15 protein-coding genes, 3 tRNA genes and 1 other RNA gene are annotated in these 24,838 nt (G+C 70.1%); 8 read left to right on the top strand and 11 right to left on the bottom strand.

The window, feature by feature from the left end; translation table 11 throughout:
- Together dnaX and AC3WXD_RS09745 are read right to left on the bottom strand one after the other, a co-directional pair.
- Nucleotides 1-1,168: DNA polymerase III subunit gamma/tau (gene dnaX / locus AC3WXD_RS09750; protein WP_492323585.1), on the bottom strand; the 1,168-nt coding region annotated here is incomplete at its 3' end.
- Between the two features lie 106 nt (nt 1,169-1,274).
- Complete coding sequence (locus AC3WXD_RS09745) at nt 1,275-3,788, bottom strand: adenosylcobalamin-dependent ribonucleoside-diphosphate reductase (protein ID WP_454731768.1); 2,514 nt, start codon at nt 3,786-3,788, stop codon at nt 1,275-1,277.
- A 148-nt stretch (nt 3,789-3,936) separates the two neighbouring features.
- Between AC3WXD_RS09745 and ffs the strand changes: the two genes are divergently transcribed.
- Nucleotides 3,937-4,035, top strand: an RNA gene (gene ffs / locus AC3WXD_RS09740) — signal recognition particle sRNA small type.
- Nucleotides 4,036-4,298: 263 nt separating this feature from the next.
- Here the strand turns inward: ffs and AC3WXD_RS09735 are convergent.
- The 3 genes from AC3WXD_RS09735 to AC3WXD_RS09725 form a co-directional block, all read right to left on the bottom strand.
- Nucleotides 4,299-7,916: a UvrD-helicase domain-containing protein gene (locus AC3WXD_RS09735; protein WP_492323584.1), complete on the bottom strand. Its 3,618-nt coding sequence runs from the start codon at nt 7,914-7,916 to the stop codon at nt 4,299-4,301.
- Nucleotides 7,913-10,828, bottom strand: a complete 2,916-nt coding sequence (locus AC3WXD_RS09730) for a PD-(D/E)XK nuclease family protein (RefSeq protein WP_492323583.1) — start codon at nt 10,826-10,828, stop codon at nt 7,913-7,915. The genes AC3WXD_RS09735 and AC3WXD_RS09730 overlap by 4 nt, the downstream gene beginning before the upstream one ends.
- A 133-nt stretch (nt 10,829-10,961) precedes the next feature.
- Nucleotides 10,962-11,228: a hypothetical protein gene (locus AC3WXD_RS09725; protein ID WP_059413338.1), complete on the bottom strand. Its 267-nt coding sequence runs from the start codon at nt 11,226-11,228 to the stop codon at nt 10,962-10,964.
- Between the two features lie 485 nt (nt 11,229-11,713).
- Here AC3WXD_RS09725 and trxA point away from each other — a divergent pair, with 485 nt between their 5' ends.
- From trxA to AC3WXD_RS09695, 6 genes are all read left to right on the top strand, one after another.
- Nucleotides 11,714-12,040 (top strand): thioredoxin TrxA, encoded by a 327-nt coding sequence (trxA, locus tag AC3WXD_RS09720; RefSeq protein WP_020202914.1) that lies wholly within the window; start codon nt 11,714-11,716, stop codon nt 12,038-12,040.
- Between the two features lie 189 nt (nt 12,041-12,229).
- Complete coding sequence (gene rho / locus AC3WXD_RS09715) at nt 12,230-13,492, top strand: transcription termination factor Rho (RefSeq protein WP_029043590.1); 1,263 nt, start codon at nt 12,230-12,232, stop codon at nt 13,490-13,492.
- A 162-nt stretch (nt 13,493-13,654) separates the two neighbouring features.
- Entirely contained in the window at nt 13,655-14,515 is an 861-nt protein-coding gene (locus AC3WXD_RS09710; protein WP_020202913.1) for a M90 family metallopeptidase, read from the top strand.
- Between the two features lie 218 nt (nt 14,516-14,733).
- Complete coding sequence (locus AC3WXD_RS09705) at nt 14,734-14,997, top strand: type B 50S ribosomal protein L31 (RefSeq protein ID WP_020202912.1); 264 nt, start codon at nt 14,734-14,736, stop codon at nt 14,995-14,997.
- 265 nt (nt 14,998-15,262) lie between these two features.
- A complete protein-coding gene (locus AC3WXD_RS09700; RefSeq protein ID WP_059413337.1) occupies nt 15,263-17,047 on the top strand; it encodes an ArnT family glycosyltransferase in 1,785 nt (594 codons plus the stop codon).
- Between the two features lie 105 nt (nt 17,048-17,152).
- Nucleotides 17,153-18,505 carry an MATE family efflux transporter gene (locus AC3WXD_RS09695; protein WP_020202910.1) on the top strand — a complete coding sequence of 451 codons (1,353 nt, stop codon included), beginning with the start codon at nt 17,153-17,155 and terminating at the stop codon, nt 18,503-18,505.
- A gap of 207 nt (nt 18,506-18,712) precedes the next feature.
- Here the strand turns inward: AC3WXD_RS09695 and AC3WXD_RS09690 are convergent.
- The 4 genes from AC3WXD_RS09690 to gltX all read right to left on the bottom strand — a co-directional run bounded on the left by AC3WXD_RS09690 (nt 18,713) and on the right by gltX (nt 20,808).
- Nucleotides 18,713-18,789: transfer RNA gene (locus AC3WXD_RS09690), tRNA-Asp, on the bottom strand.
- A 69-nt stretch (nt 18,790-18,858) separates the two neighbouring features.
- Nucleotides 18,859-18,934: transfer RNA gene (locus AC3WXD_RS09685), tRNA-Glu, on the bottom strand.
- A gap of 110 nt (nt 18,935-19,044) precedes the next feature.
- Nucleotides 19,045-19,120, bottom strand: a tRNA-Ala gene (locus tag AC3WXD_RS09680).
- 281 nt (nt 19,121-19,401) lie between these two features.
- Complete coding sequence (gene gltX / locus AC3WXD_RS09675) at nt 19,402-20,808, bottom strand: glutamate--tRNA ligase (protein WP_059413335.1); 1,407 nt, start codon at nt 20,806-20,808, stop codon at nt 19,402-19,404.
- 249 nt (nt 20,809-21,057) lie between these two features.
- On the opposite strand from gltX, the gene AC3WXD_RS09670 reads away from it, so the two are divergent.
- Entirely contained in the window at nt 21,058-21,999 is a 942-nt protein-coding gene (locus AC3WXD_RS09670) for a patatin-like phospholipase family protein (RefSeq protein ID WP_020202907.1), read from the top strand.
- A gap of 141 nt (nt 22,000-22,140) precedes the next feature.
- Here AC3WXD_RS09670 and AC3WXD_RS09665 read toward each other — a convergent pair whose 3' ends face one another.
- Nucleotides 22,141-22,830 carry a C40 family peptidase gene (locus tag AC3WXD_RS09665; protein ID WP_029043588.1) on the bottom strand — a complete coding sequence of 230 codons (690 nt, stop codon included), beginning with the start codon at nt 22,828-22,830 and terminating at the stop codon, nt 22,141-22,143.
- A gap of 307 nt (nt 22,831-23,137) precedes the next feature.
- Nucleotides 23,138-24,778: an ABC transporter ATP-binding protein gene (locus AC3WXD_RS09660; protein ID WP_155888053.1), complete on the bottom strand. Its 1,641-nt coding sequence runs from the start codon at nt 24,776-24,778 to the stop codon at nt 23,138-23,140.
- Nucleotides 24,779-24,838 lie beyond the last annotated feature (60 nt).

Here is a 24,838-nt window from a genome sequence, read left to right as displayed (position 1 = left end):
AGATGGGTAGAAGAGACAGGGCGGACCGGGCCTGCTGCCCGCCGCCCTGCGCCGGCGCCGCCGGGCTGGCCGACGGGCGGAACGCCAGCATGCGCAGCAGCGTCATGGTGAAGCCGGCGTATTCGTCCGGCGCCAGCGCCAGCTCGCTGCGGCCGAGATTGGCGATCTGGTAGAACAGCTGCGCTTCCTGCGCGTCGAAGGCGGCGGCCAGGCGGCGCACCTCGGCGGCTTCCGGCCACTCTTCCTGCACCGAGGCGGGCACCGCCTGGGCCAGCGCGATCTTGTGCAGCAGCGAGGCCAGATCCTGCAGCGCGCCCGCGAACGACAGGCTGCGGTCGGCCATGCCGTCGGCCACCGCCAGCATGGCGGCGCCGTCCTCGGCGGCCAGCGCGTCGAGCAGCTGGATCAGGTAGCTCTGGTCGATGGCGCCGAGCATGCCGCGCACGGCGGCCTCGGACACCTGACCGGCGCTGTAGGCGATGGCCTGGTCGGTCAGCGACAGCGCGTCGCGCATCGAGCCGTGCGCGGCCTGCGCCAGCAGGCGCAGCGCGTTGGCGTCGCGCGCGATGCCTTCCTCGCCCAGGATGTGGTCGAGGTGGCTGACGATGTGGCCCGGCGGCATCTGCTTGAGGTTGAACTGCAGGCAGCGCGACAGCACCGTGACCGGGATCTTCTGCGGGTCGGTGGTGGCGAGGATGAACTTGACGTGCGCGGGCGGCTCTTCCAGCGTCTTCAGCATGGCGTTGAAGGCGTGGTTGGTCAGCATGTGCACTTCGTCGATCATGTAGACCTTGAAGCGCCCCGCGGTCGGCGCGTAGACCGCCTTGTCCAGCAGCGACGCCATCTCGTCGACGCCGCGGTTGGAGGCCGCGTCCATCTCGATGTAGTCGACGAAGCGCCCGCTGTCGATCTCGGTGCAGGCCTTGCACACCCCGCACGGCTGCGCGGTGATGTCGCCGCGGCCGTCAGGGCCGACGCAGTTGAGCGCCTTGGCCAGGATGCGCGACAGCGTGGTCTTGCCGACCCCGCGCGTGCCGGTGAACAGGTAGGCGTGGTGCAGGCGCTGTTGCTCCAGCGCGTGCGTGAGCGCGCGGACCACGTGCTCCTGGCCGACCAGCGTGGTGAAATCCCGGGGGCGCCATTTGCGCGCTAGCACTTGATAACTCATGGCGGCGATTGTAGCAAAAGGCGGCCGCCCGTCAGGGACGATCGGCGGCGGCGCGCGCGCATCCGCGGCGGATCGGGCGCCGCCGGCCGCGCCCGGGGCGATCCGGCTAGCCGCACTCCCCCACGTAGCCGCAGTTGGCGCACTTGGCGCAGCCGTCGACCTTGTGCAGCGCATGGGCGCCGCATTCGGGGCAGGTCTTGCCCGAGCCCAGGCCCAGCCCGAGGCCGGCTGACGGCCGGGCGCCCGCGCCGGCGGGCTGGCCGGCGGCCGCGTCCTGCGCGCCGGGGCCGGCGCCCCCGCCCGCTTCCTGCGCGGCCAGGCGCGCGGCAAGCGCCGCCACCGGCACCTGCACGCCGTCGGCATCGAGGAAGCCGCGCTTGATCAGGATGCGCTGCAGCGCGTAGCCGATCGCCGCCACCTCGGAGTCATGAAAGCGCGGCGCCTCGCTGCCGTCCTGGCGCTGCAGCGTGCCGTAGCGCACCGTGCCCTTGTCCCACACCACGTTGCGCATGTCGGCCAGCGCCTTGGCGATCGAGCCGCCCGAGCGCGCCACCATCGACAGCAGGCGCATGGTGGAAGTGATCCACTGCTGGCCGTCGTTGCGCTGGCCGGCCGGCATGAAGAATTCCACCGGCCGCTCCACCGCCACCGGCTTGCCGTCCAGCACGCCGGCCACGCGCATGAAGTTGACGGTGAGGTAGACCGTCTTGTGGCCCTCGTAGGTCATGTACTCGACCTTGGACGTCACCCCTTCGAGGTCGCCCACGGGGCGGCTCTCGAACGGCTTGCGCAGCGGGTCGTCGGCTGGCGCCCCGGCGGCGGGCGCGGCCGGCGCGGCGGGCGTCACCGACAGCACCGCGCCGAGCACGCTGTTGGGGCGGTAGGTGGCCAGCCCCTTGAGCCCGGCGCGCCAGGCATCGAGGTAGAGGTTGCGGAAGGCCTCGTAGGGATAGTCCTCCGGCACGTTGACGGTCTTGCTGATGCTGGTGTCGATGTAGGGCTGCACCGCCTCGAGCATCTTCATGTGGTCGAGCGCGGACATCTGCAGCGCGGTGACGAAGCTGTCCGGCAGCCGCGCCATGTCGCCGCCGAGATGGCGGTACAGCCGCCAGGCGTGGTCGGCCACCTCGAACACCTGGTAGGTGTCGTCCGGCATGCGCTTGCGGCGGTTGTAGGTCCACGAGAAGGCCGGCTCGATGCCGTTCGAGGCATTGTCGGCGAAGGCCAGCGTGATGGTGCCGGTGGGCGCGACCGAAAGCAGGTGCGAGTTGCGGATGCCGTCGCGCGCGATCGTCTCGCGCAGCGCCGGCGGCAGCCGCCGGGCGAAGCCGCTGGCCAGGTATTCGTCGGCCTTGAACAGCGGGAAGGCGCCCTTCTCGCGCGCCAGCGCGGCGGAGGCCTGGTAGGCCGTGTCGCGCAGCACCTCGGCGACGCGCGCGGCCAGCGCGCGGCCGGCCTCGGCGTCGTAGCGGATGCCCAGCATCACCAGCGCGCTGCCCAGCCCGAGGAAGCCCAGGCCGACGCGGCGCTTGGCCTGGGCCTCGGCCTGCTGCTCGGGCAGCGGCCAGAAGGTGACGTCGAGCACGTTGTCGAGCATGCGCACGGCCAGCCGCACGACCTCGGCGAAGGCGTCGAAGTCGAAGCGGCTGTCCGCGGCGAACGGCTGGCGCACGAAGCGGGTCAGGTCGATGGAGCCGAGGCAGCAGCAGCCGTAGGCGGGCAGCGGCTGCTCCGCGCACGGGTTGGTGGCCTCGATGCGCTCGCAGTAATAGAGGTTGTTGTCGTCGTTGATGTGCGAGAGGAACAGGATGCCGGGCTCGGCGTGGTCGTAGGTGGCCTGCATCACCTGGTCCCACAGCTGCCGGGCCGGCACGCGGCGGTAGACCCACTGGCCGTCGCCGCGCCGGTACGCGCCGGCGGCGATGGCCTCGGCGGCGGGCTCGGCCTCGTGGATCAGCTCGACCTCGCCGTCGGCCTCGACCGCGCGCATGAAATCGTCGCTCACGCCGATAGAAATGTTGAAATTGGTCAGGTCGCCGCGGTCCTTGGCGTGGATGAAGGTCTCGATGTCCGGGTGGTCGCAGCGCAGCACGCCCATCTGCGCGCCGCGGCGCGAGCCGGCCGACTCCACCGTGGCGCACGATGCGTCGAACACCTTCATGAACGAGACCGGCCCCGAGGCGCGCGAATGCGTGCCGCGCACCAGCGCGCCGGCCGGCCGTATCGCGGAGAAATCGTAGCCCACCCCGCCGCCGCGCCGCATGGTCTCGGCGGCCTGCGCCACCGCGGTGTAGATGCTGGGCTTGCCGCCGCGCGCGTCGGACACCGAATCGCCGACCGGCTGCACGAAGCAGTTGATCAGCGTGGCCTCGATGCGCGTGCCTGCCGCCGAGGCGATGCGCCCCGCCGGCACGAAGCCCTGCTCCTGCGCCCACAGGAAGCGCCCGGCCCACTGCTCGCGCTCGGTCGGGGCCTCGGCCTCGGCCAGCGCGCGCGCCACGCGCAGGCGCACGTCGGCAACGCTGGCCTCCTCGCCCTTGGCGTATTTCTCCAGCAGGACTTCGGTGGAGATGTCTTGCGGCGGCAAGGTGGCGTGGAGCATCTGGTCTTTGGCGTTCATCGCTGGTCTCGCTGGTTGTGGTGGCGGCCCTGCGCGCCGCGCCGGCACGGTTCCACTGTAGTGCCGGCCCGGGCCGGCCATGCGGCTTGCCGGGTCAATTTCACGGGAAATAGGCGGGCCCGTCCGCACTGGGTTACAATGCGCACCGGACGGGCCTCCTCGCATGGCGGCGCGGTCAACCTGGTCAGGTCGGGAACGAAGCAGCCACAGCCGTTTTCCGCCAGTGCCGAGGGTCAGGCTCGTCCCCCTATTCCGCTATTCCCCTGTCTTCTGCCTTCTTGCCGGATCTTCCGCCGGACCCGCTCGCGAACCCTGTCGCCAGGCCCTTCCCCGCGGGATCCGCACCGCAGGACTTCCCGGCAAAGCCATTCGTCCCCCGGTCATTCGCTCCCCGGCAGTTCCCCGGCAGCAATCCGTCCCTTCCCGGCCGCGTCCGCGCGTTGCGCCCTGCGCACTGGTGCGGCTATTGTGCCGCGCATGGCAAGCCGCGCGTCATGACGCAGGACAAGTCTAGAACAATGCCCCCTGGCGCGGAACCTGCAATGCATCCGCCGCGATCCACTCCCCGTCGGCCGTGGCCACGCCGGCCTCGACGCGCCGCCCCGGGAACATCGGCCTGACCGCCGCCACGTAGCGCGCGAGCTGCTGCGCATAGGCCGCGTGCTCCTGCGGCAGCAGGCGCAGCTTGTAGTCGACGATGACCACGCGCTCGTCGAACTCCACCAGCCGGTCGATGCGCAGCAGGCGGCCGCGCGCGTCATATAGCTCGACCTCGTTGCGCGCGCTGCGCGCGTCCTGCGGGAACAGCAGCGGGCGCAGCGCGGGCGCTTCCAGCATGCGCCGCGCCGCGCCGATGGCGGCCTCGGCCTGGGCCCGCCACTGCGCGCGCGCCTGCGCATCGCCGCCGCCGGCCAGCGGGAACCAGCGCATCACCACGTCCGGCCCGGGCAACGCTTCGAACGCCTCGGGATAGCGCGTGATGCGCTCGACCAGCGCGTGGATCAGTTCGCCGTGGCGCGCCGCCTCGGCGTCGAAGACGATGGCGTGGCTGTCCTCTTCGACGTCATCCCGCGCCGCGTCCTCGTCTTCCCATTCGTAGACCGGCACCAGCGTGTCCGCCGCCTCGCGGTAGCGCTCGCGGAAATCGGCATAGCGCACGCGCGCGTCGTGGCCGGGCCGCTGCCAGGCGTCGTCGCCGGCCGTCGCCGGCGGGAACGCCTCCACCGGCGCGCCCGTGCCGGCCGACTGCAGGCGCACGTACCAGCTCCCGGCGATCTCGCGGTTGCCTTCGCCCTCGGCGCCGCGCGCGGCGCGCCCTTTGACGCCGCTGACCAGCAGGCCCTGGCACGCGCGCGTCATGGCCACGTAGAGCAGGTTCCAGTTCTCGCGCTCGGCCAGCGCGGCCTCGGCCTCGAACAGCGGCGCGCGCGCCAGCCCGCGCGTGCTGCGCTTGCCGTAGGCGGAAAAATGCACCGGCACCGGCGACGACGGCGGCCAGTCGATCAGGATGCCGCCGTTGTCGGCGGCGGGCTCGCTGTGGTTGGCGTCGAGCAGCACCACGAACGGCGCCTCCAGGCCCTTGGCGGCGTGCACGGTGAGGATGTGCACGGCATCGAGCGCGCTGTCCGCCGCATCGGCCGCATCGGCATCGCCTTCTTCGACGCGGTCCGCCATGCCGCCTTCGTCGGGGCTTTCGCCCTCTTCGCCGCGGCGGATCTCCTGCAATTCGTCGATGAACTTGGGCAGGCTCGGATAGCGCCCGCCGTCGAGGTCGAGCGAGAGCTTGAGGAAAGCGTCGAGATTGGCCAGCACCTGGTCGCGGATGTCGGCGGGCGCGGCCTCGGCATAGCGCCGGCGCACCTCGCCGCCGTGATAGATGTGGTCGATCAGGTCGTGCACGGGCCGGTGCGGCGCGACTTCCAGCCAGTGCCGCAGGCGCGCCACGCCGTCGCGCAGCGCCGCGCTGGCGAACTCGGGCAGGCCCTGTCCGCGCAGGCAGGCCCACCAGCCCGGGCGCGGCTCCTGCGCCTGTACCTGCTGCGCGATGGCGATCAGGTCTTCGTCGGTGGCGCCGACCAGCGGGCTCTTGAGCACGTGGGCGAGGTCGAGGTCGGACTCCGGCGTCATCAGGAAGGCCAGCAGCGCCGACAGGTCGAGCGCCTCGAGCGTGGCCAGCAGGCCGCCGCGGCGCGGGCTCAGGCACGGAATGCCGGCTTCGCGGAAGGCGCGCTCGTATTCCGCCAGATAGGTCTTGCGGCGCACCAGCAGGTGGAAATCGCTCCAGCGCGCCGGGCGCGTGCCGCCGCCTTCGGCCACCGGCACGGTGGCGCGGACGTGGCGCAGCCACGCCGCCACGCGCCGGCCCTCTTCGAGGCGCAGCGAGTCGCCTTCGTGCCGGCGCGGCTGGGTCAGCGTGTCGCGGTGGATGGCGGCGGTTTCCTGCGCGCCGTCTTCGGCCGCCTCCGCACCCCCGGCATCTTCCCCGGCATCTTCCGCCGCCTCCGCTTCGGGCTCGACCAGCGGCAGCAGCCATACCGGGCCGCCCGGCTCTTCGAGCGCGGTGGTCTGCGTCTCGAACAGCGGATAGCGGCCGTCGGCGCGCGCGGCATCGAACACCGCGTTGACCCACTCGAGCACCTCGGGCCGGTTGCGGCGGGTGCGGTTGGTGCGCAGCACGGTGGCGCCGAACGCGGCCTGCAGCATCTCGCTGGCGGTCTGGAACAGGCGCGCGTCGGCGCGGCGGAAACGGTAGATGGACTGCTTGGGGTCGCCCACGAGGAATACCGTGGGCCGCTCGCCGAGGCCCGCGTAGCCGGCCAGCCAGCCTTGCAGGATGCGCCACTGCAGCGGGTTGGTGTCCTGGAATTCGTCGAGCAGCAGGTGGCGATAGCGCGCGTCGAGCCGCACCTGCAGGTAGGTGGCGGTTTCCTCGTCGCGCATGAGCCGCGCGGCCAGCCATTCGAGGTCGGCGAAGTCCATCGCGCGCTGCTCGGACTTGTGATGCTGGTAGCGCGTCAGCAGCGCGTCGCCGAGGCGGTAGAGCGCGAGGTTGACGGCCAGCACGGCGGCCTCGCGGCGGCGCTGCGCCACCTGCTCGAGCGCGGCGCAGCGCTCGCCGTGCGCGGCCACGAACGCCTCGACCGCGGCCTCGCCGCCGAGCGCCTTGGTCAGCGCGGCGGTCGCGCGCAGCGAGCGCGGCTTGCCGGCGGCGGTGAAGAACGCATCGCGCAGGACCGCGAAGGCGCGCTCGGCCGGCGCGCCGTCCGCCGCCCCGCCCTCGCGCCACGCGCGGATCGCCATGACCGCGTCCGCCAGCCGCGCGGCATGGGCCTGCTCGGTCTTGCCGCCGCGGCCCAGTTGCGAGGCCATGTCCTGGCAGGCGTCGAGCCAGGCGTCGTCGGCCAGCACTTCGGGCAGCACGTCGACGCGCGCGTCGTCGCCGAGATCGGCGGCCAGCGCCTCGGCGGGATCGGCGCTTTCCTTGAAGGCGAACCACTCGCTGCGCGCATGGAACATCGCGTCCAGCAGCGCGCGCGCCTGGAACTCGCCGATGGCGTCCACCAGTTGCTCGAAGGCGGCGCGCAGCTCGGCATACGGCGGCGTGGCCAGCGCCTGCCAGAACGGCGCCCAGGCCTCGCGCTTCATGCGCAATGCGTCCTCGCGCAGCGTGGCGCCGGGCACGATGCCCGAGGCCAGCGGCGCGCCGCGCAGCAGCGTGCCGAACCAGCCGTGGAAGGTGTCGATGGCCATGCGCCCCGGCGCGGCCAGCACCTGCGCGTGCAGGCCGCGCGCGCGCGGCAGCGCGGCGCGCGCGGCGTCGGCGGACAGGCCGCGCTGGACCAGCGCGGCGATCACCGCGTCGTCGTCGTCGCGCGCCAGCTGGGCCAGCACTTCGAGCAGGCGCTCGCGCATTTCCTCGGCGGCCTTGCGCGTGAAGGTGATGGCGAGGATCTCGTGCGGCGCGGCGCCGGCCAGCAGCAGGCGCAGCAGGCGCGCCACCAGCAGCCAGGTCTTGCCGCTGCCGGCGCAGGCCTCCACCACCACCGAGGCGGCAGGGTCGCAGGCCGCGCGCGTGAACTCGGCTTCGGCGACCGGCGCGCCGTCGCGCAGATAGGCGTGCGCGCTCATGCGCGGCCTCCCACCTGCGGCGGCAGCGCCGTGCTTTCCCAGAAGCCCTTGCGGCACAGGCCGCGCGCGGTGCAGTAGGTGCACGCGCCGGCATCGCCGAAGGCCGGCAGCGGCGCGTCCCGGCGCAGGCGCATCACGTCCTCGCGCAGCTGGCGCTCCAGCCAGGCCACGGCGGCGTCGAAATCGGGCAGGCCGACTTCGCGCTGGGCCGCGGGCGGGCCGTCCTTCGCGCCTTCCAGCGCCACCCAGCTGCCGACGCGCACGTCGGCGCGCAGCAGGCCGTAGAACGGCAGCTGGCAGTCCTCTTCCACGTCGTCGACCTTGCGCTTGAGGCGCAGCACGCTCTGCGTCTTGTAGTCCAGCACGGCGCGGCTGCCGTCGCGCGCGCGGTCGAGCCGGTCGATGCGGCCGTTGACGCGCAGCGGCTGGCCGTCGGGCATGGGCAGGTCGACGGTGGCGTCGATCTCGCCGCCGTCCCAGAACCAGCCCTGCGCCTCGCGCTCGGCCTGCCACGCCACGTAGGACGGCAGCACTTCGCACCAGCGGCGGTAGTAGCCGATGGCGTTGCCGTCCTCGCGCATCAGCGCGCCGAATTCGTGGTCGGAAATCTCGCGCAGCCGCGCCAGGCGCGCGTCGTCGTGGCGCAGGCCGTCCTCGCCGGCCTCGCGGTGATAGCGCAGCAGGATGCGGTGCAGCAGCTCGCCGATGTCGCGCTTCTCCAGATCGTCGCTGACCACTTCCAGCCCGGCCAGGCCGAGCATGCGCCCGGCGAAGAACTGGTAGGGACAGCGGCGCAGCATGTTGTACGCCTGCGCGCTCCAGCGCGCGGGCACCAGCTCCGCGGCGGCCGGCGCCGGCATGCCGCCCGCTTCGGCGAAGGTCTCGTGCAGCGCCGGCAAGGCGCTCGCCTCGATCGGCGCGCCGGCGCGCGAGCACAGCGCGCCGAGCCGCTCGATCCAGCCCGACACGTGCTTGGGCTCGCCGCGCGCGCCCAGGCGCTGCCAGGTCAGCACCACGTCGTCGTTGTTGAGCAGCACTTCGGCCAGGTCGCGCGCCTGCTGGGCGAAGCGGATCTCGCGGTCTTCCAGCGCCAGCTCGCGGCGCATCTGGTTGGAGAAGAACATCAGCTCGGCCGCGCTCGACGGCAGTTGCGCGTCGTCGCAGCCGACCACCACCACGCCGTCGAAGCGGCGCATGCGCGCGCCGTTGAGCGGCAGGATGGTGATGCGCGCGGCGCCGCTGGCCGAGGGCTCCTTGTAGGCCACCGATTCGAGCAGCGCCGAGAGCATCGAGCGGAATTCAGCCAGGTCGAGCGTGGCGGCCGCGCCGGTTTCGTCGTGCGGCAGGTCGGCCAGGCGCGCCAGCGCGTCGAGCAGCTGGCGGCCGGCATCGTCGGCGGCCAGCGCCGCGCGCATGGCGAGCGCGTCGAGCGTGGCGTCGAGCCGTTCGAGCCAGGTGGACACCGGCTGCTGCGTCCGGCCGCGCGGCCACGCGCCGGCCTCGGCGGCGAGCCGCTGCACCAGTTCGCAGGCGGCCTGGCGCGCGGCGTGGCGGGCATCCCCCCCGCCGGCGGCATCGTCCGCGTTGTCGACGTTGCCGGCCGTGGTCTCGCGCCGTGCGTCGGGCGCGAAACGCTGCTGCAGGCGGCGCCAGCCACCGCTGATGCCGTCGCGGCGGATCCGCTGCTCGAGCGCGGCGATGGCGGCGCCGCGCGCGGGGAAGTCCGGCAGGCAGAACGGGCTCTTGAGCAGGTCGAGCAGCGCCGCGGTGTCGCCGTCCTGGTTGAGCAGGTCGAACCAGCGCATCAGCGCGGCGGCGGCGCGCGTGGTGGAGAGCTTCCAGCCGGTCTCGTCGCGCACCGGCGCGCCGGCGCGCGCGAGCAAGGCGCGCGCGCGGCGCGCCACCACGCGGTCGTGCGCGACCAGCGCCACGTGGCGCCGGCCCTGGTTGAGCCACGCCACCAGCTGGCTGGCCGCGGCCGCGGCCTCGTCCTCGAAGCGCGCGCTGCCGACCACGCGCACGCGCGGGCGCGCTTCGGGCAATGCGCGTGGCGGCGCGCGGCGCGCGGCGGGCTCGCCGGCGCCGGGCAGGCGCGCCTCGGGCCACAGCGCGAGCAGCGTGTCGTACCAGTCGCCGGGTTCCGGGCCCTCCTGCGCCGTGCCCGCTTCGGCATCGTCCGCCTGCGCGCTCCAGTCGTAGCCGATGCGCATCACCGGCACCAGTTCCGCGGCCTGGCGCAGGAACGCTGCGTCGATGGGCGTGGGCGGCGTGGGGCCGAGCCAGATGACCGGGCCGTCGACGTGCGTGGCCAGCCGGTGCAGCATGCGCCGGCGCGCCGGCAAAGGGTCGTCCGGGCCGGACAGCGCCTGCCAGAACGCCATCACGATGCGCGCCTCCTCGCCGAGGAAGCGCGACGACAGATGGGCGTAGGTCCGCTCCAGCGCGCCTTGCAGCAGCGCCGCGCGGTCATCGCCGTCGATCTCGTCGTCGCGGATGGCGTCGTCGTCGAGCCAGCGCGCGCTCAGTTCGTCGCTGACCGTGAGCAGCGTCTGCGCCAGGCCCCAGGCGGCGGCCTCGGTCTGCGCGCCGAACGCGCGCCGCAGCCAGTCCTGCGCGCGGATGGCCTGCTGCACGGCGAGCAGCCGCGCCGCGTGGCTGCGCACCGGCTGCGCCTCGGGCGGCAGGTCCAGCAGCCAGTGGCCGAGCGTGAGCACGCGCGGCAGCAGGCGCGGCGCGCCGGCCGCGCGCGCGGCCGCGTCGAGCGCCTGGCGCACGCCGGGAATCTGCGCCGCGGTGGGCACCACCACGTGCGCGGCGGCCTGCTGCCCGCCGCAGCGGTCGAGGAAGTACCAGGCCGCGGCGGCGGCCTGCGGCAGGAAGTCCGGGCCGGGCCGGAATTGCAGCGCGGTCATGAAGCTGGCGTGGCGGGAGGAGCGAAACGCCGGGCGCACGGCGACCGGTCCGCGGCGCGCGCCGCGGGCACGGACGATGCCGTCACTGGCGCCTGCGCCCGCAAGCCGGGAATGCCGGAAATACCCGCAGCCTTCAGTGGCCGCCGCCCTCGACGCGGGCGCGGATCTCGCGCGCGGTCTCGAGCAGGCCCTGGTAGCCGGAGCGCGCGTGCTCGGGCAGGTCGGGGTCGCCGATCAGCGCGCCGAGCGTCTCGATCACGCTGAACAGCAGGCCCCTGGCCGCCCCGCCGGCAATGCTGTTCTGCTCGACCGCGGTGTTGATGTGGTCCAGCGCGTCGCTCAGGTGCTCGACGGTGGGCGATTGCTGCGGATCGGTCTTGGGAGAATGGTCGGACGTCATGGTTGGTGGCCTTGTCTGGAGCGCGTGATTCTATCTATTCTACGCGCCGCATTCCCCGGGACCTTGTTCCGGGACAGCGAAAAGCCGGATCGCAGGCACTTTCGCGGTGTGCTCGGTAATTCATACGCGAATCATGCGCGAGCCATATGCGAAGGCCGCGCGCGATTGAGAAAAGCTCTCGCGCCCATTAATACAATCACTCCACGGCACCGGCATTCCCGGGCAGAATGTCCCCCAAGTGCCACCGTGCCGGCAAGGCTTCGCGCCATGTACGGCAACGCACCGCCAGCCTGCCGGGGCCGCTATTGAATTCCAGGCAACTGGTAACATATCAGCAACATCCGCGTTGGCCGGCCATCCCGTCGCTCGGGACTGCCGGCACCGGGTAAGGCGCCCGCCCACGGGCATGCGCAAACTCGTGTAATGTAGCGGTTCGGCAAATCCCGCCTTCAAAATCAACAGAGCGAAACCAGAGGTTTTCCGCCATGAGTGAACAAATCAAGTATGTGAGCGACGCCTCCTTCGACGCCGACGTGCTCCAGTCCGACAAGCCTGTCCTGCTCGACTTCTGGGCCGAATGGTGCGGTCCGTGCAAGATGATCGCCCCGATCCTGGACGAAGTGGCCAAGGACTACGGCGAGAAGCTGCAGATCGCCAAGATCAACGTCGACGAGAACCAGCAGGTGCCGGCCAAGTTCGGCATCCGCGGTATCCCCACGCTGATCCTGTTCAAGAATGGCGCGGTGGCCGCGCAGAAGGTCGGCGCGCTGTCCAAGTCGCAGCTGACCGCATTCCTCGACGGCAATCTGTAAGACGATTGCGCGGGGCGCGGCGCCACCAGGCGCGGCCCCGTTTGTCGCCACAATCCGACGTGCGTGCGCCAGCCCTGGCGCACCGGCCGGATTGTGCTAAGATGGCACCAACAACTTCCCCGAGCGTCCGCTCATTTCTTCCCCCCTCTTTAGGTCCAGCCCGTCCGGGCGCCTCTGTACCCCTCGTCTATGCACCTGACAGAACTCAAATCGCTTCACGTGTCTGCGCTTCTCGAAATGGCCGCGACCCTCGAGATCGACAACGCACAGCGGATGCGCAAACAGGAACTGATGTTTGCCATCCTGAAGAAGCGCGCCAAGCTGGGCGAAACCATCTTTGGCGACGGCACGCTGGAAGTCCTGCCTGACGGATTTGGCTTCCTGCGCTCGCCCGAGACGTCGTACCTGGCGAGCACGGACGATATCTACATCAGCCCTTCGCAGATCCGCCGCTTCAACCTGCATACCGGCGACACCATCGAAGGCGAGGTGCGGACCCCCAAGGACGGCGAGCGCTACTTCGCGCTGGTGAAGGTGGACAAGGTCAACGGGCAGGCGCCCGAAGCGGTGAAGAACCGCATCATGTTCGAGAACCTGACGCCGCTGCACCCGAACCGGCCGCTCACGCTCGAACGCGAGATCCGCGCCGAGGAAAACATCACCGGCCGTATCATCGACATGATCGCACCGATCGGCCGCGGCCAGCGCGCGCTGCTGGTGGCCTCGCCCAAGTCGGGCAAGACCGTGATGCTGCAGCACATCGCCCACGCGATCGCCAACAACCATCCGGAAGCCGACCTGTTCGTGCTGCTGATCGACGAGCGCCCGGAAGAAGTGACCGAGATGCTGCGCTCGGTGCGCGGCGAGGTGGTGGCGTCGACCTTCGACGAACCGGCCATCCGCCACGTGCAGGTCGCCGAAATGGTGATCGAGAAGGCCAAGCGCCTGGTCGAGCTCAAGCGCGACGTGGTAATCCTGCTGGACTCCATCACGCGCCTGGCGCGCGCCTACAACACGGTGGTGCCGGCCTCGGGCAAGGTGTTGACCGGCGGTGTGGATGCCAACGCGCTGCAGCGCCCGAAGCGCTTCTTCGGCGCCGCGCGCAACCTGGAGGAAGGCGGCTCGCTGACCATCATCGCCACCGCGCTGATCGAGACCGGCAGCCGCATGGACGACGTGATCTACGAAGAGTTCAAGGGCACCGGCAACATGGAAGTGCACCTCGAGCGCCGCCTGGCCGAGAAGCGCGTCTATCCGTCGATCAACCTGAACAAGTCGGGCACGCGCCGCGAGGAGCTGCTGATCAAGCCGGAAATCCTGCAGAAGGTGTGGGTGCTGCGCAAGTTCATCTCCGACATGGACGAAGTGCAGGCGATGGAATTCATCCTCGACAAGATGAAGGCGACCAAGAACAACGCCGAGTTTTTCGATATGATGCGCAGGGGCGGCTGAGCGCTGGCCGTGCCGCGCGCGGTGGCTCGCCACGGCGCGCGCGTATCGCGCAGGAGGGCGTGCCACGGCACGCCCTCCTTGCTTTGCGGCGCGCTACGAGCGCGACCTACGAGCGCAACCTGTCGGCGAAGCACGCAGTCCGAAGAACCAGGCAGGAGAACCATGTTCGGCAAACTCAGCCACTTCCTGCGGGGCCGCTCGCGCGAGCGCAAGCTCGAGCACTACGCCATCCCCGACGCATTGTGGGCGCACACCGTGGCGACGCTGCCGTTCGTGCAGCGCTACGGCGCCGCCGACCTCGCCACGCTGCGCGAGCTCGCCACGCTGTTCATCGCCGAGAAGGAATTCTCCACCGCGCACGCGCTGCCGCTGGCCGACGAGATGGTGGCCAGCGTGGCGACGCAGGCCTGCGTGCCCATCCTCAAGCTCGGCATCGAGTGGTATCGCGGCTGGCGCGGCATCGTGCTGTATCCGGGAGAGTTCATCATCCGGCGCACCGTCGAGGACGACATCGGCCTGGTGCACGGCGTGGTCGAGGAAGCCAGCGGCGAGGCCTGGGAGCACGGCCCGGTGATCCTGTCCTGGCCCGACGTGCAGGCCCCCGGCGCGGGTGCGGGCGCGCATCACGCGCATCACGCGCACCCCGACGACAGCTACAACGTGGTCATCCACGAGTTCGCCCACAAGCTCGACATGTTAGACGGCGAGCCGGACGGCGTGCCGCCGTTCTCGCGCGTGCTGCACCCGGGCGTGGACCGCGAGCAGTGGGCCGAGACGCTGCTGGGCGAATACGACCGCTTCGCCGATGCCTGCGACCGCCAGTCCGACCATGCCTGGGACCATCCCGAGCGGCTGCCGCCGGCGCTGCGCGTGATCGACCCCTACGGCTGCGAGGCGCCGAGCGAGTTCTTCGCGGTGGCATCGGAGACCTTCTTTGTCGAACCGGCCGGGCTGCGCAGGCACTGGCCGGCGCTGTATGGCGCATTGGCCACGTTCTACCGCCAGGACCCGGCCGCGATGTGACGCATCTGGCCTATTTCCGGGCGCCCGGCCGATACCGGCGGCACGCTCGCAAATCTTGCCCATGTTTTTGTTTTTCTGCGATAATCCCGGTTTGTCCGTTATCGGCAAGTGGTTCGTTCGCCGCAACACTGCCAACCGGTTCGACCGGAACCCCGGAAACCCCGGCAGCGGCAGCGCGGCATGCAGCGGACTGGCTACCCAACCTGAAAGGAAGCACCATGAAAGAAGGCATTCACCCGAATTACCGCGAAGTCGTGTTCCACGACGTGTCGAACGACTTCAAGTTCGTGACCCGCTCGACGATCCAGACCCGCGACACGATCGAATACAACGGCAAGGAATACCCGCTGGCGAAGATCGAAGTCTCGTCGGAATCGCACCCGTTCTACACCGGCACCCAGAAGATCATGGACACGGCCGGCCGCGTCGAGAAGTTCCGCCAGAAGTTCGGCAGCAAGCTGGGCAAGGCCGCGGCGAAGTAATTCGCTGCGCGAGCCTGCTCGCAGCCCGGCCTCGGACGATGCTCCGGCGCCGCGCACCCAAGCAAAGAGGCAGCATCGGCTGCCTCTTTGCTTTTGCGGCCCGCGCCGCCCGGCCCTGCTTCCGCTGTCTTTGCGGCAGTCGTTCCGGCGGCTGTTCCGGCAGTCGTTTCAGTAGTCCCTTTTGCAGTCTTCGCGCCCCGCGCGCCGGCGACAGACGCAGCCAACCGCAGGCGCCCGCCCGGCCGCCACCCAGCCCTACCCATCGATGAGCGCAGCCAAGACCTCCCGAGTCCACCTCACCGCAGCCGCCACCGGCACGCTCCCGCGCGCGCTGCTGCTGGCCATCTGCATCATCTATGGCCTGGCCGGCCTGTTCGGCCGCGACCCGTGGAAGAACGAGGACGCGGCCGGCTTCGGCGTGATGTGGCAGCTGGCCACCGGCGGCGCCCAGGACTGGCTGATGCCGAACATCGTGGGCCGCCCGTACAGCGACGACGGTCCGCTGGTGTTCTGGGTCGGCGCCGCCATGATCCGCCTGTTCGGCGGCTGGCTGGGCGCGCCCGACGCCTCGCGCCTGGCCACGGCGCTGTTCTACTTCGGCACCTGCGCGCTGATCTGGTATGCCACCTACCTGCTCGGCCGCCGCGCCGAGGTGCAGCCGTTCGCCTACGTCTTCGGCGGCCAGCCCAACGCGCGCGACTACGGCCGCACGCTGGCCGACGGCGCGCTGCTGATCTTCCTGGCCTGCGTGGGCCTGGCCATGCGCGGGCACGAGACCACGCCGCAGGTCGGCCAGGTCTGCTTCGTCGCCATGAGCCTGTACGGCATGGTGCGCAGCCTGGACAAGCCGCTGCAGGGCGGGCTCTGGCTCGGCGCCGGGCTCGGCGCGCTGACGCTGTCGAGCGGGCCGATGCTGCCGGTGGTGCTGCTGCTGGCCGTGATCGCCTGCGGGCTGGCCTGCAGGCCGCTGCCGCTGCCGCGCCTGCTGCTGGCCAGCGTGCCGCTGGCGCTGGCCCTGGTGGCCGCGTGGATGGCGGTGGCCTACCTGGGCGCGGCCGACCACAACGACGCCGTGACCTTCATCCGCGAGTGGTCGCGCGACGACCGCCGCACCTACGGCGCGCCCAACGCGCTGGCGCTCAACTTCATCGCGCGCAACCTGCTGCTGTTTACCTGGCCGGTGTGGCCGATCGCGTGCTGGGCGTGGCTGAGCTGGTCGGGCATGCGCCGCGCGCCGCATGTGGCGCTGCCGCTGTCGCTGCTGGTGCCGCTGGTGCTGCTGCTGTTCCTGCTGCGCCAGCCCGGCGACGTGCAGTTCATCCTGCTGCTGCCGCCGATGGCGGTGCTGGCCGCCTTCGGGCTGCCCACGCTGACGCGCGCGGCCATCAATGCGATCGACTGGTTCGCGCTGCTGTTCTTCACGATCTTCGGCGGCTTCGTCTGGTTCATGTGGATCGCCCGCACGACCGGCCAGCCGCCGCGCATCGCCGCCAACATCTACCGGCTGCTGCCGGGCTTCCAGCAGGACTTCACCGTCAGCGCGGTGGTCTACGCGCTGATCGTCACCGCGGCCTGGGTGCTGATCGTGCGCTGGCGGCTGTCGCGCGCGCCCAAGCAGATCTGGCGCCCGGTGGTGATCTCGGCCGCCGGCACCACGCTGATGTGGGTGCTGGCGATGACGCTGTGGATGCCGTCGATCAACTACGGCAAGACCTACCGCGACGTGGCGCAGGCCGCGTCGATGGCGCTGCCGGCGACCTACAACTGCGTGCAGCCGATCCGCATGGGCGACGCGCAACTGGCCTCGTTCGCCTACTTCGGGCACATCCGCTTCGGCGGCCCGAGCGACGGCTGCGACATCCTGCTGCGTCACGATTCGGTGGACTACGGCGAGCCGACCAGCATCTCGCATTTCGAATGGCGGCTGGTCTGGGAAGGCCGCCGGCCGTCGGACCGCGACGAGCGCTTCCGCATGTACCGCCTCGTCGATATGTCGAAGGCGCCGCCGCCCAAGCCGGTCCTGCCGCAGCGCCGCCTGCCGCGCCGCTAGGACGCACCAACGGGGCGTGCCGTCACAACCGACGCGGACAATGCGGACAACACGCACTCAACAGCCACAGCTATCCGGCAGCGCTGCGGCGCGCCGGCCCATCGGATGAAACTGCTGCAGGATATCCGCCGCATCGGCGAACTGGCCGCGCCAGTCCTGGTCGGCCAGCTCGCGGTGATCGCCTTCGGCGTGATCGACACCATCATGTCCGGGCGCGCCTCGGCCACCGACCTCGCCGCCGTGGGGCTCGGCGGCTCGATCTACGTCACCGTCTACATCAGCCTGATGGGCGTGCTGCAGGCGCTCGCCCCGATCGCCGGGCAGTTGCACGGCGCGGGCCGCGCGGCGGAGATCGGCAGCGAAGTCAGGCAGGCGGCGTGGCTGGGCGTGGCGCTGGCGGTGCCGGGCATGCTGCTGCTGGCCTTTCCCGGGCCGTTGCTGCAGTTCGCGCAGGCGCCGCCCGAACTGGTCGAGAAGGCCACCACCTACCTGCACATCCAGGCCTTCGGCCTGCCCGCCGCGCTCGGCTTTCGCATCTACTCGGCGCTGAACAACGCGCTGTCGCGGCCGGTGATGGTGACGGTGCTGCAGATCGTCGGGCTGGCGGTGAAGATCCCACTCAATGCCTGGTTCATCGACGGCGGCCTCGGCCTGGCGGCGATGGGCGGCCCCGGCTGCGCGCTGGCCTCGACGCTGATCAGCTGGATGTGGTGCGTCTCCGGCGTGCTGATCCTGCGGCGCAACGCGGCCTACCGGCCGCTGCAGATCTTCTCGAGCTGGGCCTGGCCGCAGGCGCGGCCGATCCGCGCGCTGCTGCGCCTGGGCGTGCCGATGGGCCTGACCTACCTGATCGAGATCACCTCGTTTACGCTGATGTCGATCTTCATCACGCGCATGGGCACGGTGGTGCTGGCCGGCCACCAGATCATCGCCAACCTCGGCGCGGTGGCCTACATGCTGCCGCTGTCGCTGGCGATCGCCACCTCCACGCTGGTGGCCCAGTCGATCGGCGCGCGCGACCTGCCCGCGGCGCGCCGCATCGCGCGGCGCGGCATCTGCCTGGCGGCGCTGCTCGCCGTCATGGTCGGCAGCCTGCTGTGGATCCTGCGCGAGCCGCTGCTGCACGCCTACGCCAAGGACCCGGCGGTGGTACGGGCCGCCCTGCCCCTGATGCTGTTCATCGCTTTCTACCAGGCCTTCGACGCGGTCCAGGTGATGACCGCCTTCATCCTGCGCGCCTACAAGATCGCGCTGGTGCCGACGCTGATCTACGCGCTGTCGCTGTGGGGCGTGGGGCTGGGCGGCGGCTACGTGCTGGGCTTCGGCCTGATCGGCTCGCTGCCGGCCTTCACGCGCGGCGCGGCGGGCTTCTGGCTGGCCAACAGCGTGAGCCTGGCGCTGGCCGCGACGCTGCTGGTGCGCTATTTCGTCACGGTGAGCCGGCGCCCGCAGGACTGAAGCCGGTGCCGGGATAATCGCTCGCCGGCGCGCCGATAATGCGCCGCGGCGGTATCCGGCCAGCAAGGCGGGCGATTATCGGGGCACGGCCGGAGCGAATACCGTGAACGCATGCCGCGGCAGGAAATGCAGCAGGAAAAACCGAAGACGGGAAAATGCGGGCGGAAAAAGAAAAACCCGCATGGCATAACCATGCGGGTCTTGATTTGGCGGAGTGGACGGGGCTCGAACCCGCGACCCCCGGCGTGACAGGCCGGTATTCTAACCAACTGAACTACCACTCCAATACTTCTACTTGCTGCCGGCAGCGATGCCGCCGACGACAAACCGGACGTTTGGTTACGTCCGTTATCTGGCGTCCCCTAGGGGATTCGAACCCCTGTACTCACCGTGAAAGGGTGATGTCCTAGGCCTCTAGACGAAGGGGACAGAAACTTGCCTTCCGACTTGTTCCGTCTGGCGCGGCGAATATCCGGATAATCCGGTCTTCACCACACCGGGAAGTTTCGCCATGACCGCAATCGAAACTTCCGGCATTTTGGTGGAGCTAAGCGGGATCGAACCGCTGACCTCTTGCATGCCATGCAAGCGCTCTCCCAGCTGAGCTATAGCCCCAAGGCACTACGTTACTGCTGATTTACTGCTCCAGCTTGCTGCTGCTGTCGTTTCGCGTTTGTTTCTTTGTTTCAGCGAAGACAAGATTATATAAACAACCTTGCTTTTTGACAACCCCTTTTTTTAACTTTTTTCAGCGATCCGCATTACTGCGGGAATTACTACTGTTCGCTGCCGTCCGTTAAGCCCGCTTGGTTTTTGTCCGCGCTGCAGGGAGAACGAAATTATGCTCAAGTCGCGACAGGAGCGCAAGCCCCTTCCGCGACTTTCCGCAAAAAATTTCAGGCGAGGCCTGCTTGCAGCCGGCGCAGCACCGTTTCGCGGCCGAACAGCTCCAGCACCGCGTCGATGGCGGGCGTCTGCAACTGCCCCGCCACCAGCAGGCGCACCGGCATGGCCAGCTTGGGCATCTTCAGGCCGAACTCGGCCAGCACGGCCTTGAAGGCCGCGCCGATGTCCTCGCGCTTCCACTCGGCCAGCGCGCCCAGGCGCGCCGCCAGGGCCTGCAGGGCGGGCAGCACGTCGGCGTTGAGGTGCTCGGCCTTGAGCGCGGCGTCCGGCTGCGTCTCGCCGCGGTAGAACAGCAGCGCGGCCTGGGCCACGTCCTTGAGCGTGTTGGCGCGGTCCTTGACCAGGCCGATCACCGCTTCGAGGCTGGCGCCACCTTCCACCTTGCCGCCCAGCGCCTCGATGAACGGCCGGGTCAGCGTGGCCAGGCGCGCGTTGTCGCCCACCTTGATGTAGTGGTTGTTGAGCCAGGCCAGCTTTTCCGGGTTGTACTGCGCCGGCGACTTGCCCAGGTGCTCGAGGTCGAACCACTCGATGAACTGCTCGCGCGAGAAGATCTCGGCGTCGCCGTGCGCCCAGCCCAGCCGGGCCAGGTAGTTGAGCACGGCCTCGGGCAGGTAGCCTTCGTCGCGATAGCCGGTCACGGGCATGGCGCCGTGGCGCTTGCTCATCTTCTCGCCCTGCTCGTTGAGCACGGTCGGCAGGTGGGCGTAGACCGGCGGCGTGCCGCCCAGCGCGCGGATGATGTTGATCTGGCGCGGCGTGTTGTTGACGTGGTCGTCGCCGCGGATCACGTGGGTGATCTTCATGTCGAGGTCGTCGACCACCACGCAGAAGTTGTAGGTGGGCGTGCCGTCGGGGCGGGCGATCACGAGGTCGTCCAGCTCGTCGTTGGCGATCTCGATGCGGCCCTTGACCGCGTCGTCCCACACCACGCTGCCGCCGATCGGGTTCTTGAAGCGGATCACCGGCTGCACGCCGGCCGGCGGCGCGGGCAGCACCTTGCCCGGCTCGGGGCGCCAGAAGCCGTTGTAGCGCGGCTTCTCGCCGCGCGCGCGCTGGGCCTCGCGCAGCGCGTCGAGTTCCTCGGTGCTCATGTAGCACGGGTAGGCCAGCTCGCTGTCCAGCATCTGCCTGACCACCTCGCGGTAGCGGTCCATGCGCTGCATCTGGTAGTAAGGGCCTTCGTCGATGTCCAGATCGAGCCAGGCCATGCCTTCCAGGATCACGTCCACCGCTTCCTGGGACGAGCGCTCGACGTCGGTGTCCTCGATGCGCAGGATGAAATCGCCCTTCATGCGGCGCGCGAACGCCCAGGGGTAGAGCGCGGAGCGGATGTTGCCGAGGTGGATGAAGCCGGTGGGGCTCGGCGCGAAGCGGGTGCGGACGCGTTGTGTCATGTCGGAGCGAAACAAAAAAGCCCGCGCGCGGATGCGCGCAGGCCGGGGTGTAGGATCGCCGCATTATAGCAAGCGGGGGCGCGCCGCCCGGCCCCGCCGCGCGCCGGGTGCCGCCGCGCGTGGAATCATTTATGCTTTGCCCGGTCTGAAATGCTGCCGCGCCAACGCGGCGCCGGCGCCGGCGGCACATTCGCCGCGGCACCGCACCGGCTGTGACGGCCGCGGCATTTCCCCTTCCCTCACGGATCCATGCAACGACGCCATTTCCTCGGCGCGGGCGCGGCAGCGCTACTCGCCGCCTGCTCTTTCGGCCCCAAGCCCGGGACCCTCACCGCCCAGCCGGAAACGCCGGCAGCCGCGCCGCCGGCGCCACCGCGCCCGCTCAAGATCGGCCTGGCCCTCGGCGGGGGCGCCGCGCGCGGCTTCGCCCATATCGGGGTCATCAAGGCGCTGGAGGCGCAGGGCATCCATCCGGACCTGGTCGCCGGCACCAGCGCCGGCGCGGTGGTCGCCGCGCTCTATGCCTCGGGCATGAGCGGCTTCCAGCTCAACAAGCTGGCGCTGACCATGGACGAAGCCGCCATCGCCGACTGGGCCCTGCCCTTCGGCACCCGCTTCGGCGGCTGGCTCAAGGGCGAGGCGCTGCAGAACTACGTGAACAAGCTGGTCGGCAACCGCCCCATCGAGGCCATGAAGCTGCCGCTGGGCATCGTCGCCACCGACCTCAAGACCGGCCACGGCATCCTGTTCCGGCGCGGCAACACGGGGCAGGCGGTGCGCGCCTCCAGCAGCGTGCCCGGCGTGTTCCAGCCGGTCTCGATCCAGGGCCACGATTACGTCGACGGCGGGCTGGTGGAGCCGGTGCCGGTGGATTCCGCGCGCGTCATGGGCGCGGACTTCGTGATCGCCGTGAACATCTCCGCCGACCCGTCCAGCCAGAAGAACGGCGGCCAGAGCGGCGTGCTGCTGCAGACCACCGCCATCATGGGGCAGTCGCTCAACAAGATGGCGCTGGCGCGCGCCGACGTGGTGATCCGCCCCGATCTGCCCGACATGGGCGGCAGCGACTTCACCGCGCGCAACCGCGCCATCCTGGCCGGCGAGCAGGCCACCGCGGCCGTGCTCGCCAGCCTGCGCGACAAGCTCGCGCAGGCGCGGCTCAAGCCCGCCGGCGCGGTGGCCGCGCAATAGCGGAAACCGACGCCGCTCGTCCGCGCGGCAAACCCGCCGCGCCATCGACGAGACCAACGGCCCGGACTTCACGGACGGCGAGGACGACCAACGAAAAAGGACTGCCGAGGCAGTCCTTTTTTCATCCGGTCCGGGCCGAGATCAGCCGCCGTAGAGCGTCCGGTTGCCGGCGTTCGGATCGAAGCGCTTGAGCGTCTCGACCATGTTGCCGAGGTTGTCCGCGCCGACGCCGCCCTGCAGGTTGTCGTCGATGCGGCGCGCGCCGTTGTAGCGCGTGACCCAATACGAGGCGCGCATGTCGTCCACGCGGATCTTGCTGCCGGTGGACGGCGCGTGCACGAACTTGTTGTCGCCGATGTAGATGCCGACGTGCGAGAACGTGTGGCGCATGGTGTTGAAGAACACCAGGTCGCCGGGGCGCAGGTCGCTGGCCGCCACCGTGGTGCCGACCTGGCTCATTTCCACCGAGCGGCGCGGCAGCATGAAGCCGAACGTGTCGTTGAACACGTAGCGCACGAAGCCGCTGCAGTCGAGGCCCGATTCCGGGCTGTTGCCGCCGAAGCGGTAGCGCACGCCGATCAGCCCGAGGGCATTCATGACGAGGTCGCCGGCCTTGCTGGCGACGTGGCTGGTGGAGCTCATCATCGAGGACAGCAAGCCGCGCTTGCCTTCCGGATGCGGGTCCGAGCTGAGCTCGCTACGCGCATCGATGCGGGCGTCGGGGTCCTTGAACACCGTGTCAGCCAGCACTCCATTCGACAGAGCAGCACCGCAGGCAATGGCAATTCCAACGGCGGCGCGCGCCAGGGAATGAAGTACCGTTCGCTGCATTGGTTCTCCTGTTCAATCGGTCTTGGCCTGGCCCGGGACGACACGCCGGACCGGCTCGAATTCAACTGGGGTGATTTCCCCCGTGGGCGGCATGCAATAAGCAGACCAGCCGCTTATGTGATGCAAAACACTCGCGCCGCTCATAAGCGGCGCGCGAACCACCCCTGAAAATACTTCTCGCCGGATGGTATAAGGTTGTCACGCGCATGTCAAAGTGCGTTACAAAATCCCCCTAAAAGGCTTTGGAATCAAGCCCATACATCGGAAGTCGCATCTGCTTTCTTGTTTATCGTATGTCAGTCCCGAGTCAACCCGGTGACATCCCGGTTTCGGCTGCACCAATTTGCGGCCCGACCGGCTCGGGCGCACCAATCTCGGCCGCCAGCATCAGCTTGCGCGTATAAGCGTGCTGCGGCGCGCCCAGCACCGCCTCGGTATCGCCCGCCTCGACCACCTCGCCGGACTTCATCACGATGACGCGATGGGCCATCGCGCGGATCACGGCCAGGTCGTGGCTGATGAACAGGTAGCTGAGGTTGTACTTGCGCTGCAACTGCGTCAGCAGCGCCAGCACCTGCTGCTGGATCGACACGTCGAGCGCCGAGGTCGGCTCGTCCAGCACCAGCACCTGCGGCTTGAGGATCAGCACGCGCGCGATCGCCACGCGCTGGCGCTGGCCGCCCGAGAACTCGTGCGGGTAGCGTCCCAGCGCGGTGCGGTCCATGCCGACCTCGCGCAGCGCCTCGGTGACGCGCTGGCGCATGGCGTCGCGCGACAGGCCGGGCTGGTGCAGGGCCAGCCCCTCCCCCACGATCTGCTCGATGGTCATGCGCGGCGACAGCGAGCCGAACGGGTCCTGGAACACCACCTGCAGGCGCGAGCGCAGCGTGCTGCGCTCGCGCCGCGAGACCTCGTCCAGGCCACGGCCCAGGAAGCGGATGTCGCCGCCGCTGCGCCGGGTCAGGTTCAGCACGGCGTGGGCCAGCGTGGTCTTGCCCGAGCCCGACTCGCCGACGATGCCGACCGTCTCGCCCTCGCGCAGCGTGAAATCCACGTCCTTGACCGCCGCGAACTGCTCGCGGCCGAACCAGCCGGCCATGCCGCGCTTCTTGCGCGCGTAGTTCACGCACAGCTGCCGGGCCTCCAGCAGCACCGGCGCCAGCGGCACCAGCGGCAGCACCTCGCGGCGCGGCCGGCTGTCGATCAGCTTGCGGGTATAGGGATGGCTTGGCGCGGCGAACACCTCGGCGGTCTTGCCGACCTCCACCAGCACGCCTTTCTCCATCACGCCCACGCGCTGGGCGAAGGCCCGCACCAGGTTGAGGTCGTGCGTGATCAGCATGACCGCCATGCCGAACTCGGCCTGGAGGTCGCGCAGCAGGTCGAGGATCTGCACGCGGATGGTGACGTCGAGCGCCGTGGTGGGCTCGTCGGCCAGCAGCAGCTTGGGCCGGCAGGCCAGCGCCATCGCGATCATGGCGCGCTGGCGCTGGCCGCCCGAGAGCTGGTGCGGGAAGCTGTCGAAGCGGTTCGCCGCATCGCTGATGCCGGTGCGCTCGAGCAGCGCCACGGCGCGCTCGCGCGCGGCGCGGCGGTCCAGGCCCTCGTGCAGCGACAGCGTCTCCACGATCTGGTTGCCGATCGTGTAGAGCGGGTTGAGCGCCGTCATCGGCTCCTGGAAGATCATCGCGATGTCGGCGCCGCGGATGCCCCGCATCTCGCGCTCAGACACCTGCATCAGATCGCGCCCCTCGAAGCGCACCGCGCCCTGGTAGCGCGCGTCCTCCACCAGCCGCAGCATGGCCAGCGCGGTCACGGTCTTGCCCGAGCCCGATTCGCCCACCAGCGCGAAACGCTCGCCGGCGCACAGGTCGAAGCTGACGTCGCGCACCGCGCGGGTGGCATCCTCGCCCTGGCCGAACGTCACCGACAGGCGCTCGATGCACATCAGCGGGCCGCCGCCACTGCCTGGCTCGCGGGGCTTGCCCCCCTTCGCGCGGCCGCCCGC

The organism is Cupriavidus sp. FW216-B1 (assembly GCF_058789195.1).
Note: the sequence above shows the minus strand (reverse complement) of the source record. Positions and strands in the feature narration are given on the sequence as shown.

What these genes read in the sequence shown, in the direction of transcription:
- AC3WXD_RS09745 (WP_454731768.1), bottom strand. Translation starts at nt 3,788, where the DNA reads ATGAACGCCAAAGACCAGATGCTCCACGCCACCTTGCCGCCGCAAGAC.
- AC3WXD_RS09735 (WP_492323584.1), bottom strand. Translation starts at nt 7,916, where the DNA reads ATGAGCGCGCACGCCTATCTGCGCGACGGCGCGCCGGTCGCCGAAGCC.
- AC3WXD_RS09730 (WP_492323583.1), bottom strand. Translation starts at nt 10,828, where the DNA reads ATGACCGCGCTGCAATTCCGGCCCGGCCCGGACTTCCTGCCGCAGGCC.
- AC3WXD_RS09725 (WP_059413338.1), bottom strand. Translation starts at nt 11,228, where the DNA reads ATGACGTCCGACCATTCTCCCAAGACCGATCCGCAGCAATCGCCCACC.
- trxA (WP_020202914.1), top strand. Translation starts at nt 11,714, where the DNA reads ATGAGTGAACAAATCAAGTATGTGAGCGACGCCTCCTTCGACGCCGAC.
- rho (WP_029043590.1), top strand. Translation starts at nt 12,230, where the DNA reads ATGCACCTGACAGAACTCAAATCGCTTCACGTGTCTGCGCTTCTCGAA.
- AC3WXD_RS09710 (WP_020202913.1), top strand. Translation starts at nt 13,655, where the DNA reads ATGTTCGGCAAACTCAGCCACTTCCTGCGGGGCCGCTCGCGCGAGCGC.
- AC3WXD_RS09705 (WP_020202912.1), top strand. Translation starts at nt 14,734, where the DNA reads ATGAAAGAAGGCATTCACCCGAATTACCGCGAAGTCGTGTTCCACGAC.
- AC3WXD_RS09700 (WP_059413337.1), top strand. Translation starts at nt 15,263, where the DNA reads ATGAGCGCAGCCAAGACCTCCCGAGTCCACCTCACCGCAGCCGCCACC.
- AC3WXD_RS09695 (WP_020202910.1), top strand. Translation starts at nt 17,153, where the DNA reads ATGAAACTGCTGCAGGATATCCGCCGCATCGGCGAACTGGCCGCGCCA.
- gltX (WP_059413335.1), bottom strand. Translation starts at nt 20,808, where the DNA reads ATGACACAACGCGTCCGCACCCGCTTCGCGCCGAGCCCCACCGGCTTC.
- AC3WXD_RS09670 (WP_020202907.1), top strand. Translation starts at nt 21,058, where the DNA reads ATGCAACGACGCCATTTCCTCGGCGCGGGCGCGGCAGCGCTACTCGCC.
- AC3WXD_RS09665 (WP_029043588.1), bottom strand. Translation starts at nt 22,830, where the DNA reads ATGCAGCGAACGGTACTTCATTCCCTGGCGCGCGCCGCCGTTGGAATT.
- AC3WXD_RS09660 (WP_155888053.1), bottom strand. Translation starts at nt 24,778, where the DNA reads ATGTGCATCGAGCGCCTGTCGGTGACGTTCGGCCAGGGCGAGGATGCC.